Below are 14,869 nucleotides of genomic sequence, written 5' to 3'. Positions count from 1 at the left end.
GGACCGGCCGGTCGCGCCGGGCGTCGAGAGCGCGGTGACGCGCACCGCCGTCGTCCCGGTGCCCGGACCCCGTGGCCCGGCGCCGGTTCCCGCGCCCCGGCGGAAGGGGCGCCCCGGGCTCGTCGCCGCCGCCGTGGCCGGCGTCCTGCTGGCGGCCGGCACCGTGGGGTACGCCCTGTACGAGCCCCCTCCCGAGGACAAGGGCCCGTCCCTCCCCGAGGCCACGCACATGCTCGTCATGCCGACCTCGCTGCTGGGAGGCGCGTACGGCCTGACGTCCGAGACCCTGCCGCCGGCCGACCGGACCGGCGACGCCCCCGAGGAGGACGCTCGCCACCTGTCCGCCGCCTATTACGGTTCCGACGGGGCGGCGTTCCGGGGGCTGGAGGCCGTCGGCGTGTTCGGCCGCCTCAAGGACCCGAAGGCGCGCCGGGAGGGGTACCTCGCCCTCGCGACCGGGGACAGGGTGATCGAGCCCCGCCGGGAGTTCCGCTTCCCCGGCTCCGACGTCGAGTTCAGCTGCGAGATGGTCATCGTGTCGGACTCCTCCACCACCCGGTGCGCCTGGGCCGACGACAACACCGCGGCCGTGGTCTCGTTCAGTCCGGCGACCGTGAACCTGGACCTGGCCGCGAAGGAGACCCGCAGGATCCACCAGGCCATGCGCACGCCCGTCATCTGACGGGCGTGCGGTCCGTGCGCCCGGCGGCCGCGCACCCGGCTCACCCGCCCGGCGGCACCAGGGCGGCCACCAGGCGGCGGACCGCCGGGCGGGGGTCGGGGGAGCCGGGCCAGGTGGTCATCAGGAGGTGGTGGCTGGTGCCGACGAGGGCGAGGGCCGCCGTGGCGGGGTCCAGGGCGACGGGGGTTCGGCCGAGGCGGCGCTCGGCCTCCAGGTAGGCGGCGACGGCCTCCTCGATCGCGGCGAAGCCCGGTGCCCCGGCGGCCAGGGCCTCGCGGACGCGGAGCGCGGCGTCGGGGCGGGAGAGGGTGAGGCCCGAGACGGCGGGGCCCCCGGAGTCGAAGAGGGCCAGGACGACGGCGTCGAGGTTCCCGGCGACGGTGCCCTGCCCGACGAGCCCGGCCAGGGCCCCCGCCTTCGCCGCCGTCCGGGCGAAGCGGTCCAGGCACAGCTCGGCCACGAACCCGTCGAAGCCCGCGAAGTGCGCGTGCAGCAGGCCCTTGGCGCAGCCCGCCTCGGTGGTCACGGCCCGGCTGGTGAGCGCGCCCGGCCCGTCCCTCTCGACGACCCGCTCGGCGGCGGCGAACAGCCGTTCGCGCACATCCGGCGTCGCCACTCCACGCGGTGACATGAGCCTGCCGTCCCTTCCCTCGTCCGTCCTGGCGTCCGACTGCCTGGATCGTAGACGGGATTGCCGAAATGGGCACGCGCCCATACGGTGGGGCGCACCAGAATGGGCACCCGCCCATTCTCACCCGTCAGCCACGGAGGCAACCGTGACCGTCATCGTCAACACCGAGCAGGACCAGGCGTGGAACGGCCCCGAGGGCGCGCACTGGGCCCGCCACCAGGACCGCTGGAACGCCGTCAACGGAGGCTTCGACGCCCCGCTGCTCGACGCCGCCGGCATCGGCGAGGCCCACCGCACCCTCGACATCGGCTGCGGCGCCGGACGGACCACCCGGCTCGCCGCGCTCCGCGCCCCGCACGGACACGCGCACGGCCTCGACCTCTCGGCCCCCATGCTCGCCGAGGCCCGCGCCCGCGCCACCGCCGAAGGCGTCGGCAACGCCGCCTTCACGCGCGGCGACGCCCAGACGCACCCCTTCGACGACGGCGCCTACGACGCGGCGATCAGCCGCTACGGCGCCATGTTCTTCACCGACCCCGAGGCGGCCTTCACCAACATCGGCCGCGCCCTGCGCCCCGGCGGACGGCTCGCCCTCGTCTGCCCGTCCGACCCCGCGCTCAACGGCTGGGTGACCGCCATGGCCTCGCTCCGGGGCATCCTCCCCGTCGGCGACTTCGGCCGCCCGGGCCTCCCCGGCATGTTCTCCCTCGCCGCACCGGACCGCGTCCGCGCCGTCCTGGCCGCCGCCGGCTTCACGCGGATCGCGCTCGACGAGACACGCGCGTACGGCACCTGGGGCCGCGACGCCGCCGACGCGGCCGACTTCCTGCTGGCCACCGGCCCCGGCCGCCACCTCATGGAGCACGCCGACGCCGCCACCCGCACCCGGGCCCGCACGGCCCTCACCGACCACCTCCGCCCCCACGAGGCCCCCGACGGCCGGGTCCGCCTGCTCAGCACGGCCTGGCTGGTGACGGCGGTCCGCTGACCTCCGGCTTCGCGCGGGGACGCCCTGCACGGGCAGGGCCCGGGACCGACCGGGGACCCGGGCGGGAGCGGTCCTCTAGGGGAAGACCACCACGCCCAGCGGCCGCGAGCCCGCCGGGAGGCGCTCGACCTCGCCCGAGTCGAGGTCGACGACGCTGATGCCGTCCCAGTAGCCGTCCCGCGTGAAGCCGCCGGTCACGTACGCGGTGCGGCCGTCCTTCGAGACGGCCACGTCCTCGTGCGGCCCGTCGAGCGGGTAGACGCGCTCGACGCCCGCGGCGGAGCGGACGGTCAGCGACGGCCCCCGGTCCTCGCTCGGGTCGATGGGGCCGGTGCCGACGGCGTACAGCGTCCCGTCCGGGGTCACGGTCGCCCCGTGCTGGTGGGTGTCGGCCGTCATCTCCTCGACGGAGACCCGGCCGGTGGCCGGGTCCACGACGGCGAGCCGCTCGCCCTCGAAGGGCAGCAGCAGCTTGCCGTCCGAGGGACGCACGGCGGTGTAGTGCGGCTTCAGCCAGGAGCCGAGCCCGCCCTCGGTGCCGTACGGCGCGACCTCGACGCGCCGGGTGTCCAGCGAGCCCGCGTCGACGACGGTCACGTCGAAGGAGTCGTGGTTCGTCGCGTACACGGCGGAGCCGTCCCGGCTCACGTCCACGTCGAACGGCCGGCGCCCCACGCCGACCGCGTCCACGACCTTCGCGGACGCGGTGTCGATCACCTCCAGCGTGCCGTTCCCGCCGGGCACGTTGACCCCCACGTACACCCGCTTCCCGTCGGGCGAGAGCGCGATGCCCATCCCGCCGCCCCGGTACTCGCCGGTGGTCACCGGTCCCGTGTCCGTCCGGTACGGCACGAGGGCCAGGCGCTCGCGGGTGGCCGTGTCGACGACGGCGACGCCCTCGGCGGTCGCGACCCAGGCCCGCCCGTCCTTCCCGAGGACCAGCCCGTACGGCGCGGTGCCCACCTTCACGGAACCGGTCGCCCCGCGCGCCGGGTCGACGAACGTCACCGTGTCCGACCCGAAGTCGCTGACGAGCAGGGTCCCGGCCTTCGGTGCCGACGCCGGCCCGGTGGAGGGCGGCGGGGTCACCGTGACGGTGGAGGCGGACGGCGAAGGCGCCCCGGTGGCCGTCCCGCCCGACGCCGCGGCGGGCGCCGGTTCCGCCCGCGCGCACCCCGACAACAGGACCCCGGCGACGGCCGCGGGCAGAAGGACGCGAGCGGTGCGGGACGTGCGGCGGATCTTCGTCATCTCGGGCTCCTCGGTACGGGACAGGAGGAGGACACCGCGCGAACCGGCCCCTCCCGTACCCCGATCCTCCGGCCTCCGGGCGCGGTGGCCCCTCGCCCGCCCGTCCACGCCCCCCGACCCCTCCGGTGGACCCGGGGATCCACCGATCGGATGACCCGAGGGGCGGGCGGGGACGTCAGCGGTACCGGGCGATGCCGCCGGCGTCGGGCAGCTCGTCCTCGAAGTCGCACGTGGCGAGAACCTGGTACCCCATGCCCCACAGGGCACGCAGCACGGTCGCCACCGCCTCGACCACCTCGGCGGGCGCCGCCCGGAGGGACGACTCGCCTTCGAGGACGGTGGGCCACTCCAGGAAGTCGTGCGGGTCGCTCCGGTGCCCCGTCCGGTGGTCGTTGTGGGCGCCCGTCATCCAGAGCGGGCCGATGACCAGGTCGTGCGCGGCCGTGGCGGGGCCATGGCGGCCGCCAAGGGCGGTCCGGAGCCGATCGAGGACGGTCGCCGCATCGGCGGCGTCGACGTAGACGTCGAAGGAGGCGTACGGGCCTTCGGTCACGAGCGGCCTCCGGTCCCGGTGCCGGTGGTCACCCGGCGGCCGTCCCGGACGACGGGGTCGTTCTCCTGGAAGCGGAGGACGGAGACGACGCCCACGTCCGGATGGTCGTGCGGATCGGAGTGGGCGTCGCCGCGGTGCTCGTCCGGCTCGCGCACCGCCTCGCGGCAGTGGTTCTCCATGGCCCCCCAAGGCCGGGTCAGCCCTGCGGCAGCGACCGCATCGCGACGATGCCGGCGTGTCCGGCCGGGCCGCCCTGACCGGGGACCGGGCCGGGGCCCTGGAGGCCCGCCGGGCCGGGCAGCGCGGCGGGACCCGCCATGCCGGGCTGACCGGGCATCGGCTGACCGGGGAGCGCGGGCAGGCCCGGCACCGGCATCCCCTGCTGGCCCGGCGCCTGGCCCTGCATGCCCGGCTGGCCCGGCATCCCGGGCTGCCCCATCGGCGGCCGGCCCTGCATCCCGGGCTGACCGAGCATGCCCGGCTGGCCCTGCATGCCCGGCTGACCCTGCATCCCGGGCTGGCCCATCGGCGGCCGGCCCTGCATGCCCGGCTGCTGGTGCATGCCAGGCATGCCCGCCGGCGCTCCGACGCCCATCGGCTGCTGCGGCGCCGGCGCGGGAAGCTTGATGTAGCGGCTCAGGTCCCGCAGCACCTCCTCCGCGGTCTGGCGCACGTCACCGGGAACGTCCCCTCGCTCCCGTATGAGCTGGGCGTAGATCGGTGCGGTGCCGTCCGCGTGGTTCATGGAGTCCGTCGCTTCCTGTCAACTGGGCCGGTGCCGCCACCGGCGGGCAGACGGCGAGTCTACGGGGAACCGCCGACACCCCGTGGCGCGGGGAGCGGGCCGCCACCCGGTCAGGGGACCCCGTGGCGGGCCCCCGGGAGGCCCGGAGCACACCCCCGTCCGTGTCAGGATCGAAGGATGCTGGAGAAGATCATCGCCGCGTGCGACGGCGCGTCCAAGGGAAATCCCGGCCCCGCCGCCTGGGCCTGGGTCATCGGCCGGGCGGACGGCACCGTCGACCGCTGGGAGGCCGGACCGCTCGGCCGTGCCACCAACAACGTGGCCGAACTCACTGCCCTGGAACGGCTCCTGGAGACCCTGGATCCCGCGGTGCCCGCGGAGATCCGGATGGACTCGCAGTACGCCATGAAGGCCGTCACCACCTGGCTCCCGGGCTGGCGCCGCAAGGGCTGGAAGACGGCCGCCGGGACCCCGGTGGCCAACAAGGACCTCGTCGTGCGGATCGACGCCCTGCTGACCGGCCGGGACGTCGACTTCGTCTACACCCCCGCGCACCGGACCGACGGCGACCCCCTCAACGACGCCGCCGACCGGGCCGCCAGCCACAGCGCCCGGACCCAGGAGCCGCTCGGCTCGGACGCCGGTTCCGCGCTGCCCGACCCCGAGCCCGCCACCGCTCGCGCCTCCGCGCCCCGCACGCCCCGGGCGCGCACCTCCGCGCCGGGCGGATCGGCCGCTTCGGGAGCCCGCCGGAGTCGCCCGTCCGGCGGCACCCTGAAGGCCAAGTTTCCCGGCCGCTGCCGCTGTGGGCGTGCCTATGACAAGGGGGAGACCATCGCCAAGAACACGGAGGGCTGGGGGCATCCCACCTGCGTCTGAGCGCTGAGGGAGTCCGAGGGGCGGGCGGCGCTGTCCGCCCCCTGAGACCGCTTCACGAGCACCTCCGGCAGGCTTCACCCACGCGTGGATCCGGGTTCTCCCGGGGTTCTGTTCTCAGAGCTGTTGTGGCTGCATACTGTTCCTCCTCGCACCCGGTGACGAACCGTTTTGCCTGCTCATCCGACGTCTTTCGACGTGACATCGGCACCCGGCGAGATCCCCCCTTCACTTCCGGCGCACAGCGTCGTGACGGAAGTGACCCCTGCCCGTGAAAGACCCGAGGATCCGTGCCAGTACCTGTTCTCCTGACCGGGCGCTCCGTGCGCCTGGAGCCGCTGGCGATGCGGCACGCCGAAGCCCTCGCGCGGGCCGGCGAGGCGGACCGATCGGCCTATGCCTTCACTCCGGTGCCGAACGGCCTGGAATCCGCTCTCGACTACATCGCCCGCGCCCTGGCCGAACAGGCCGCCGGGCGCTGTCTGCCCTTCGCCCTCGTCAGTACCGCCGACGACCGGGTGATCGGCTCCACCCGCTTCCTGGAACTCGACTACTGGCGGGGACCGCTGGTCTGGCCCCCGGCCCCCGGCCAGCCCCACGGGGATCCGCTCACCGCGGTCCCCGACGCCGCCGAGATCGGGAACACCTGGATCTCGGGCGACGCCCGGGGGACCGGCATCAACACCGAGGCGAAGCTGCTCATGCTCCGCCACGCCTTCGACACCTGGGGCGTCCGCCGGATCACGCTCCGCGCCGATGCCCGCAACACCCGCTCGCGCATCGCCATCGAACGCCTCGGCGCCACCTGCGAGGGCACCCGCCGGGCGCACTCGCGCGGTCTCGACGGCGCCGTCCGGGACACGGCCTTCTACTCGATCCTCGACGAGGAGTGGCCCACCGTCCGGGACATCATCGAGCTGCGCCTGAGCGCCCCCCGCCGGAGCCGGGTCCTCCAGGACCTCCTCCCGGCCTGATCCGCCCCGCGCCGCCTGACCTGCGGGCGGCGCCCCGGGGTGGTTCCATGGAGGTGACGGGAAGGACTCCGTGTGAGGACACGGAGTAGCGGTCCCCGAGGGCCGCGCACCGTGCAATCAGGATCCGCGAGAAGCGGGTGAGTCCTTCCCGCCCCATCCTTCGGTTCCGCCGGCCTCCCCGCCGAAGCGACGCCGGGGCGGGCGAAGGAGGCGGTCCCATGAGCGGTGGCGGGTGGACGGTGCTGGCCGTGGCGGGCGTCACCGCCGCCTACGCCCTGGGTTCCAGGCGCCTGGCGTCCACCCCCGTCTCCTCCGCGCTCGTCTTCACCGGCTGCGGCGTCCTCCTCGGCCCAGCCGTCCTCGGAGTGATCGAACTCCACGAGGCGGGCCCGGTCACGGCCCTGCTGGAAGCGGCCCTGACCCTCGTGCTGTTCACCGACGCCATGACCGTCCGCCGCCGCGACCTCACCCGGGGCGGCTTCCTGCCCCGGCGGCTGCTCGGGATCGGGCTCCTCCTCAGCATCGGGGCCGGCTGGCTGCTGGCCTGGCCGCTGCTGCCCGGCCTCACCGTCTGGGAACTCGCGCTCGTCGGCGTCATCCTGGCCCCCACCGACGCCGCGCTCGGCAAGACGGCCATCTCCGACCGCCGGGTCCCACCGCTCGTGCGGCAGGGCCTGAACGTGGAGAGCGGCCTCAACGACGGCATGGTGCTGCCGTTCTTCGTCGTCCTGCTCGCCGCCCTCCCCGGCACCTCGTACGCCGCCGAGGGCGTGGCCGGCACCTTCTGGCGCTCCCTGCTCCTCAGCACCGTCCTCGGCCTCCTCGTCGGCGGCGTCGCCGGCCGGCTGCTCCAGGCGGCCCGCGCCCGGGGCTGGATCACCCGGGAGTGGCGGCACGTCTACGTCCTCGCCGTCGCCGCCGCCTCCTACGAGGTGGCCGTCGTCGTCGACGGCAGCGGCTTCATCGCCGCCTGGGTCGCCGGCTTCGCCTTCGGCCACGCCCTCCGCAACATCCCGGCGGGCCCGCCGGAGACCACCGCGGCGGCCGGGGCCGAGCACCGGGACACGACCCCCGAACTCGCCGAGGACCTCGGCGGCCTCCTCGCCTCGATCAGCCTCCTTCTCTTCGGTGCCCTCCTGCTCGGCCCCGCCCTGGAACACCTCACCTGGCAGATCGTGCTCTACGCCCTGCTCAGCCTCACCGTCGTCAGACTCGTCCCGGTCGCCCTCTCCCTGCTCGGCAGCGGCCTGCGCGCCCCGACGGTCCTGTACGTCGGCTGGTTCGGGCCGCGCGGCCTCGCCTCGGTCGTCCTCGGACTCCTCGTGGCCGAGGAGCACGTCGCCGGCACCGAGCTGATCGGCCGCGTCGTCGCCGTCACGGTCGCCCTCAGCGTCCTCCTGCACGGAGCATCCGCCCCGGCGCTCGCGGGGGCGTACGGCGCCTGGTACCGCAGGACCGCCGCGGCCTCCCGCGACGAGCTCAGGGAGTCCGGCGAGGTCCCCGCGGGCGGCGGCCGACGCCGCCTGGGGCGCGTCGACGGCCCCGCCTCCTGAATCCGCCGCCCGCGCGCCGCGCGCCCATCGGGTCGACCATGGAAGCAAGCGCGGGTGCCGGGCGGTTCCGGCACCCGGCGGAGCGAGAGCGAGGTCCACCATGGCCGCTACGCACACCCCCCATCACACCCACGGCACGACGAGCCAGTTGTGGGCCGGGGGACTCACCGTCTTCGCCGCCGTGATGCTGGGGATCACCGGCCTCGTCGGCGTCTTCAGGGGCATCATGGCGATCGCGGAGGACGACGTCTTCCTCACGACGCCCAACTACGTGTTCCAGTGGGACCTCACCGGCTGGGGCTGGGTCCACCTGATCGTCGGAGCCGTCGCGCTCGTCGTGAGCTTCGGCCTCTACCGGGTGTCGACGTGGGCCCGGGTGGCCGGCGTGGCCATCGCCGCCCTCGTCATCGTCGCCAACTTCCTGTCGCTCCCCTACTACCCGGCCTGGTCGATCCTGATGATCGCCATGTCCGGCTTCGTCATCTGGGCCCTGTGCGTCGTCAAGTCCGACGACACCGCCGCGCGCTGAGCGGCCCGGACCCCCCCGAGGAGCCCGCCCCCGCGCCTACACCAGCTGGTAGAGGCTGCGGCTCACCAGCCACAGCCCCAGCAGCAGGCACAGGCCGATCACGGCGGGCTCCTTGTGGTGCCGCAGCCAGGTGTGCAGGCCCATCAGGGCCTTCCCGGACGGCTCGGGCGCGAAGACCATGGACAGTTCCATCGTCAGCAGGCTGGACGTCGCCACCAGGCAGAAGGCCGCCAGGGCCACGACGGAGGCCGTGTCGGAGAGATCGGCCTGGACGACCGTGGCCGCCGCGGCGCCGACCATCCCCCACGGCTGGAGGAGCACGGCGAGGGCCGCCGCCGACCAGAGCGAGGCGCCCTGGTGCGCGGAGGCCGGCGCCTCCTCCGACCGCTCCCCGCCGGCCACGCCCCGCTGCACCCGCCGCCACCGGCGCACGCCGTAGCTGACCAGACCGGCGCCGATCACCAGCGAGACCCAGAGCGCCGCGACGGACGGCGGGGACCGGGGCGCCGGCGGCGTGCCTCCGGTGAGCAGGAGCACCAGCGTGATCACCAGCACCAGGCACCCCACCCAGGCCAGGATGAACACCAGCCCCTTGCGCACCCCGCGCGGCGAGGCCAGCACCAGCGCGAAGGCCATCACGGGCAACGGGAACAAGGTCACCGCCAACCCGATCAACAGCAGGTCAAGCGCCATCACGCCACCACCCGTCCCGACTCACGCCCCGTCCGACGCCCGGCCGCGTCCACCCGGTCCCGCGCCCCGCCCGCGCGGCGCCCGGCCCCGTACACCCGTGCCCGCCCACGCCCGGCCCGGCACCGGGCCCCGTACTCCCGTCCCGGCCCACGCCCCCTGCGACGCCCGGCCCCGTACCCGTGCCCCCTCCGGCGCACGGGCCCGGTCCCACGCCCGCACCCGTGTCCCGGTGCACGGCGGCGGTCGTCAGTGGCGGCCGCGGTGGAGCGAGTCCCTGACGCCCCGGGCGCGTTCACGCAGGCTCCTCACCGCCCCGCGCATCTTGGCCTTCGCCTGGTCGGTCCTGCCCTCGGCCTCCAGCCGTTCGTCACCGGTGAACCTCCCGGCGAGTTCCTTGGCCCGGCCCTTGGCCCGCTCGACCTCGTGCCTGGCCTTCTCCCTGGCCTTGTCGACGCCGTTCATGCCCGCGATCCTCCTCGCACCGCCCCCGCCCTCCACGCTAGGCCGGAGCCGGCACCCGCGCCCGTCGGCCCGGAGCCGGGGCCGGGGACCCCGCGCCGCGCCCGGTAGCGTGGGCGGCGACACAGTGCCGTGCCAGGGAAGGACCGAGTGATCGCCGTGCCCGCCGAGAACCACACCGAGGCCACCGCCCCGGCCACGGACGACGTCCTGCGCCGCACCGAGGGCCGGGCCGGGTTCGTCACCCTCGACCGGCCCCGGGCCATCAACGCGCTCACCCACCCCATGGTCCGCGCCCTCGACGCCGCCCTCACCGCCTGGGAGCACGACCCGGCCGTCACCACCGTCGTCCTGCGCGGCGCGGGCGAGCGGGGCCTGTGCGCCGGCGGCGACATCCGCGCCATCCACGACGACGCCCGCGCCGGCGGCACCGCCTCCGCCGCCTTCTGGCGCGACGAGTACCGCCTCAACGCCCGGATCGCCCGCTACCCCAAGCCCTACGTCGCCTTCATGGACGGCATCGTCATGGGCGGCGGCGTCGGCGTCTCCGCCCACGGCTCCGTCCGCGTCGTCACCGAACGCTCCCGGATCGCCATGCCCGAGACCGGCATCGGCTTCGTCCCCGACGTCGGCGGCACCTGGCTCCTCGGCCGCGCCCCCGGCGAACTCGGCACCCACCTCGCCCTCACCGGCGCCCAGATCGGCGCCGCCGACGCCCTCCTCGCCGGGCTCGCCGACCACCACGTCCCCGCCGCCGCGCTCGACGCGCTCGCCGCCGACCTCACCCGCCTCCCCGCCGACGAGGCGCTGGCCCGGCACACCACGGCGCCCGCCCCCGGCGTCCTCGCCGAGCAGCGCGAGTGGATCGACGCCTGCTACGCCGCCCCCACCGTCGAGGAGATCGTCGACCGGCTCTTCGACACCGGCGTCCCCGCCGCCAAGGAGACCGCCACCACCCTCCTCGCCAAGTCGCCGACCGCCCTCAAGGCCACCCTCACCGTGCTGCGCGCGGCCCGCGGCCTCGACAGCCTCGAAGCCGTCCTCGACCTGGAGTACCGCGCCTCCTGCGCCGCCCTCACCAGCCACGACCTCGTCGAGGGCATCCGCGCCCAGGTCGTCGACAAGGACCGGAACCCGCGGTGGGATCCGGCCGGCCTCGCCGCCGTCACCGACGCCGACGTGTCCCGCTACCTCACGCCCCCGCCCGGCGGGGACCTCGGCCTCGCCGGCTGACGGGCCGCGCCACGGCGGCCGGGTCGACCAGCGCCAGCGCCGCCGTCCGCCACGCCTCCGTCACGGCCCCGTGCGCCAGCGCCGTCGCGGCCGGCACGTCCGCCGGGAGCCGCAGCGGCGCCCCGATGTGCACGTGCAGGCACGGGCGCCGCAGCGGGGCCGTCAGCACCCCCGCGATCTGCTTCGCCGTCCCGCCCGAGGTGATCCGCCGCGCCCCCGCCTGGCCGACCGGCACGACGGGCGCGCCCGTCGCCCCCGCGAGCCGCGCCAGACCGGTGCGGAACTCCTCCGGCGGCGCCTCCGCGGACTCCCGGCGCGGCGGGATCCGCCCCTCCGCGTAGAGCATCACCGGCCGCCCCGAGGCGAGCGCCACCGCCGCCCCGTCGAGCGCGGCCGAGGCGTGCGCGGAGTTCCGGTGCACGGGCACGTACCCGTCCCGCGACAGCGCCCGCCCGAGCCCCGGCACCCGCCACAGGCCGGCCGCCGCGAGGAGCACCGGCTCGACGGCCAGCCGCCGCCGCAGCGCGGCGAGGACCAGCGCCGGGTCGGCGAGCGAGGTGTGGTTGACGACGATGATGGTGCCCGGCTCGATCCGGGCCCCGGGATCCGCGGTCACGGTCAGCCGCCCGAAGAGCGGTACGAGACGCGAGGCGAGACGACTGAGCACGGGGGGACCCTCCACCTTCGGGAACCGGGACGACGACGGCCCGCTCATCGTCGGCCGGAGCCACCGCCTCCGACATGGGCGCCCGTACTCACCCGGTACTCAATCCGCCCGCCCCGCCCACCTGGTGTCCCGCCCCCGCGACCGGCCGTCTAGGCTGGCCCGACGCGGTGTCACGACGGAGACGGGGGTGGGTGGTGCACGCCACGCGGTCGGCCTCCGCCCGCGCGCTCGCGCGGCTCCTCCCGGTGCTCCTCTACGCGCTCTGCGCCTTCCTCATGACCCCCGCGCCCGGGACCGCCGTCCCCCCGACGGCCGTCGTCGCCGCGCAGCCGCCCGGGCCCGTCGCGCCCGACACCCACGTGTCGGACACCGAGGCCGCGGAACTGCCCGCCGTCGTCGAGCAGTCCGTACGCTTCCCGGCCCCGCCCGTCGCGCCCCCGGTCGTCCGGACCGCGGACTCCGCACCCGTACACGGGCGCGTGGCCGGGGACCCGCGCCGCGAGCGCGCGCCGCCCGGCCTCCCGCACCACCCCCGGGCCCCCCGCGGTCCACCCTCCACCCGGCACAGCTGACGCCGTTCCACCGCGCCGCCGTCCGGGCCTCCGGCATGCCCGCAACCCGGCCACGCGCGCGTACCCCAGCCGTTCCGGCACGGACCCGCCCGCCCCGTTTCGCGCGCCTCCGTGCACCGCCCGTGGAGGACCCATGCCCTCGTCCGCCGTGCTCCGGCGCGCGCTCCTCGCGCTCGCCGTCGTCGCACTCGCCCTCTGGACCGCCCTCACCACCCAGCCACGCCTCGGACTCGACCTCCGGGGCGGCACCCGGATCGTCCTGGAGACCCGGGACACCCCCGAGCTCCGCGCCGACGCGGAGGCCACCGACCGGGCCCTCGAAGTGCTCCGCAAGCGGGTCGACGGTCTCGGCGTGGCCGAACCGTCGCTCGCCCGCTCCGGCGAGAACCGGATCGTCGTCGAACTCCCCGGCCTGCGCGACCCGCGCGAGGCCGCCGAGGTCATCGGCCGCACCGCCCAGCTCACCATCCACGCCGTCACCGGCGCCGCCGCCGCGGCGCCCGACGCCCCCGCCGCCGACGGCACCCGCACCCTCCCCGACCCGGACGCCGCCCCCGGCTCCGCCGGCTTCCTCACCCTCGCCGCGCCCGCCCTCACCGGCGACGGCGTGAAGAGCGCCGACGCCGTCCTCGACACCGCGAGCGGCCGCGGCTGGACCGTCGACCTCGCCTTCCGCGACGGCGCCGCCGCCGACTGGGCCCGCCTCACCGGCGCCGCCGCCTGCGCCCCGGCCGGCGACCACGCCCGGCGGGTCGCGATCGTCCTCGACGACCGGATCGTCTCCGCTCCCGCCATGCAGACCGGCGTCGCCTGCGGCAGCGGCATCGCCGGCGGCGCCACCCAGATCACCGGCGGCTTCTCCGCCGAGGAGGCCCGCGACCTCGCCGCGCTCGTCGAGGGCGGCGCGCTGCCCGTCCCCGTCACCACCGTCGAACAGAGCACCGTCGGCCCGACCCTCGGCGCCGAGGCCATCCGCGCCAGCGCGCTGGCCGCCGTCATCGGCCTCGCCTGCACGGGCGTCTTCGTCATCGTCGTCTACCGGCTCCTCGGCCTCCTCGCCACGATCGCCCTGCTCCTGTACGGACTGATCTCCTACGCGGCCGTCGTCGCGCTCGGCGCCACCCTCACCCTCCCCGGCCTCGCCGGCTTCGTCCTCGCGGTCGGCATCGCCGTCGACGCCAACGTCCTCGTCTTCGAACGGGCCAGGGAGGAGTACGCGGCCCTCGGCCGCGCCGCCGTCACCCGCGACCCGCGCCGCCCGCTCGCCGCCGCCTTCGGCAAGGCGTGGAGCGCCGTCGCCGACTCGAACGTCACCACGCTCCTCGCCGCCGGCCTGCTCTTCGCCTTCGCGACCGGACCCGTGAAGGGCTTCGGCGTGACCCTCGCCATCGGCGTCCTCGCCTCGATGGTGACCGCCATGGTGATCACCCGGCTGCTCGCCGACGCGGCCCTCGCCCTGCCCGCCGTACGGCGCAGGCCCGCGCTCACCGGCATGGCCGGCCTCGGCCGGTTGCGGACCCGGCTCAACCGCCGGGCACCCCGCCTGATGGCCCGCCGGCGCCGCTGGTTCACCGTCAGCGCCGCGCTGCTGCTGCTCGCGCTGGCCGGGATCGGCGTGCGGGGCGTGCAGCTGGGCGTCGAGTTCACCGGCGGCCGGGACGTCCAGTACACCGCGGCGAGCCCGGTGGACGCCGACGCCACCCGCGCCGCGGTCACCGCGGCCGGCTTCCCCGACGCCGTCGTCCAGACCACCGGCGACGGCGGCCGGGACGTCACCGTCCGGGTGGGGGAGACCGGCGACGCGGCGCACGCCCGCATCACGGAGGCCGTCACGGAGGCGGCGGGCCCGGTCACCGTCGAACGCGACGACCTCATCGGCCCCAGCCTCGGCGGCGAACTCCGCACCCACGCGCTCCTCGCGCTGGGCCTCGCCGTCGCCGCGCAGCTCGTCTACCTCTCCGTCCGCTTCCGCTGGACGTACGCGGCGGCGGCCGTCGCCGCGATGGTCCAGGACGTGCTGCTCGTCGTCGGCCTCTTCGCCTGGCTCGGCAAGCCGGTGGACAGCGTCTTCCTGGCCGCGCTGCTGACCGTCGTCGGCTACTCGGTGAACGACTCGGTCGTCGTCCTGGACCGCCTCAGGGAACTCCGCCGCACGGGCTCCCGCCTCCCGCTCGCGGACCTCGCCGACCGGGCGGTCGCCCAGACCCTGCCGCGTACCGTCAACACCGGCATGGGAGCCCTCTTCGTCCTCGCCGCGCTGGCCGTCCTCGGCGGCGACACCCTCACGGACTTCTCCGTGGCGCTCCTGGCGGGCGTGGTGCTGGGCATGGCCTCCACGGTCTTCACCGCGCTGCCCCTCACGGTCACCCTGGAAACCCGCACCCCGCCCCCGGCCGCCCCGGTGAAGCCCCGGGCGGCCAACCCCACGGGCGCCGTCGTGTGACGCCCCCGGCGGGGGCCCGG

The 14,869-nt window shown here is 76.1% G+C and carries 17 protein-coding genes; 9 read left to right on the top strand and 8 right to left on the bottom strand.

Annotated elements, in window-relative coordinates:
* On the top strand, window positions 1–682 hold a 682-nt coding region (locus IE321_RS31990), incomplete at its 5' end, for a hypothetical protein (protein WP_229916630.1).
* Between the two features lie 40 nt (window positions 683–722).
* On the opposite strand, the gene IE321_RS31985 is transcribed toward IE321_RS31990, so the two are convergent.
* A complete protein-coding gene (locus IE321_RS31985) occupies window positions 723–1,313 on the bottom strand; it encodes a TetR/AcrR family transcriptional regulator (RefSeq protein ID WP_190225454.1) in 591 nt (196 codons plus the stop codon).
* Between the two features lie 145 nt (window positions 1,314–1,458).
* On the opposite strand from IE321_RS31985, the gene IE321_RS31980 reads away from it, so the two are divergent.
* Window positions 1,459–2,301, top strand: coding sequence for a class I SAM-dependent methyltransferase (locus IE321_RS31980; RefSeq protein ID WP_190225453.1), 843 nt, complete (start codon window positions 1,459–1,461; stop codon window positions 2,299–2,301).
* Window positions 2,302–2,376: 75 nt separating this feature from the next.
* Here the strand turns inward: IE321_RS31980 and IE321_RS31975 are convergent, their stop codons facing one another.
* The 4 genes from IE321_RS31975 to IE321_RS31960 all read right to left on the bottom strand — a co-directional run bounded on the left by IE321_RS31975 (window position 2,377) and on the right by IE321_RS31960 (window position 4,850).
* The gene (locus IE321_RS31975) at window positions 2,377–3,552 is read right to left on the bottom strand and encodes a YncE family protein (protein WP_190225452.1); all 1,176 of its coding nucleotides are present in this window, start codon (window positions 3,550–3,552) and stop codon (window positions 2,377–2,379) included.
* Between the two features lie 175 nt (window positions 3,553–3,727).
* Window positions 3,728–4,105: a hypothetical protein gene (locus IE321_RS31970; protein WP_190225451.1), complete on the bottom strand. Its 378-nt coding sequence runs from the start codon at window positions 4,103–4,105 to the stop codon at window positions 3,728–3,730.
* On the bottom strand, window positions 4,102–4,284 hold the full coding sequence (locus IE321_RS31965; RefSeq protein ID WP_190225450.1) for a hypothetical protein: 183 nt from the start codon (window positions 4,282–4,284) through the stop codon (window positions 4,102–4,104). Before IE321_RS31965 ends, IE321_RS31970 begins: the two co-directional genes overlap by 4 nt.
* Window positions 4,285–4,301: 17 nt before the next feature.
* Window positions 4,302–4,850, bottom strand: a complete 549-nt coding sequence (locus tag IE321_RS31960; protein WP_190225449.1) for a polyadenylate binding domain-containing protein — start codon at window positions 4,848–4,850, stop codon at window positions 4,302–4,304.
* 177 nt (window positions 4,851–5,027) lie between these two features.
* Here IE321_RS31960 and IE321_RS31955 point away from each other — a divergent pair, with 177 nt between their 5' ends.
* The 4 genes from IE321_RS31955 (at window position 5,028) to IE321_RS31940 (ending at window position 8,782) form a co-directional block, all read left to right on the top strand.
* On the top strand, window positions 5,028–5,729 hold the full coding sequence (locus IE321_RS31955) for a ribonuclease H family protein (protein ID WP_043226461.1): 702 nt from the start codon (window positions 5,028–5,030) through the stop codon (window positions 5,727–5,729).
* Between the two features lie 287 nt (window positions 5,730–6,016).
* The gene (locus IE321_RS31950) at window positions 6,017–6,700 is read left to right on the top strand and encodes a GNAT family N-acetyltransferase (RefSeq protein WP_043226459.1); all 684 of its coding nucleotides are present in this window, start codon (window positions 6,017–6,019) and stop codon (window positions 6,698–6,700) included.
* 218 nt (window positions 6,701–6,918) lie between these two features.
* Complete coding sequence (locus IE321_RS31945) at window positions 6,919–8,253, top strand: cation:proton antiporter domain-containing protein (RefSeq protein WP_190225448.1); 1,335 nt, start codon at window positions 6,919–6,921, stop codon at window positions 8,251–8,253.
* A gap of 100 nt (window positions 8,254–8,353) precedes the next feature.
* Window positions 8,354–8,782 carry a DUF7144 family membrane protein gene (locus IE321_RS31940; protein WP_043226457.1) on the top strand — a complete coding sequence of 143 codons (429 nt, stop codon included), beginning with the start codon at window positions 8,354–8,356 and terminating at the stop codon, window positions 8,780–8,782.
* 36 nt (window positions 8,783–8,818) lie between these two features.
* Here the strand turns inward: IE321_RS31940 and IE321_RS31935 are convergent, their stop codons facing one another.
* Together IE321_RS31935 and IE321_RS31930 are read right to left on the bottom strand one after the other, a co-directional pair.
* Entirely contained in the window at window positions 8,819–9,475 is a 657-nt protein-coding gene (locus IE321_RS31935) for a GAP family protein (protein WP_190225447.1), read from the bottom strand.
* 246 nt (window positions 9,476–9,721) lie between these two features.
* Complete coding sequence (locus IE321_RS31930) at window positions 9,722–9,937, bottom strand: CsbD family protein (RefSeq protein WP_190225446.1); 216 nt, start codon at window positions 9,935–9,937, stop codon at window positions 9,722–9,724.
* A 156-nt stretch (window positions 9,938–10,093) separates the two neighbouring features.
* On the opposite strand from IE321_RS31930, the gene IE321_RS31925 reads away from it, so the two are divergent.
* Window positions 10,094–11,167 (top strand): enoyl-CoA hydratase/isomerase family protein, encoded by a 1,074-nt coding sequence (locus tag IE321_RS31925; RefSeq protein WP_190225456.1) that lies wholly within the window; start codon window positions 10,094–10,096, stop codon window positions 11,165–11,167.
* On the opposite strand, the gene IE321_RS31920 is transcribed toward IE321_RS31925, so the two are convergent.
* Entirely contained in the window at window positions 11,127–11,834 is a 708-nt protein-coding gene (locus IE321_RS31920; RefSeq protein ID WP_190225445.1) for a lysophospholipid acyltransferase family protein, read from the bottom strand. The genes IE321_RS31925 and IE321_RS31920 overlap by 41 nt on opposite strands.
* A 191-nt stretch (window positions 11,835–12,025) precedes the next feature.
* Between IE321_RS31920 and IE321_RS31915 the strand changes: the two genes are divergently transcribed.
* Together IE321_RS31915 and secD are read left to right on the top strand one after the other, a co-directional pair.
* Window positions 12,026–12,406: a hypothetical protein gene (locus IE321_RS31915; protein WP_190225444.1), complete on the top strand. Its 381-nt coding sequence runs from the start codon at window positions 12,026–12,028 to the stop codon at window positions 12,404–12,406.
* 133 nt (window positions 12,407–12,539) lie between these two features.
* Window positions 12,540–14,849 (top strand): protein translocase subunit SecD, encoded by a 2,310-nt coding sequence (gene secD / locus IE321_RS31910; protein ID WP_190225443.1) that lies wholly within the window; start codon window positions 12,540–12,542, stop codon window positions 14,847–14,849.
* Window positions 14,850–14,869 lie beyond the last annotated feature (20 nt).

Origin of the sequence: Streptomyces hydrogenans (genome assembly GCF_014656075.1) — a bacterium.
GTDB lineage: Bacteria > Actinomycetota > Actinomycetes > Streptomycetales > Streptomycetaceae > Streptomyces > Streptomyces hydrogenans.
Note: the sequence above shows the minus strand (reverse complement) of the source record. Positions and strands in the feature narration are given on the sequence as shown.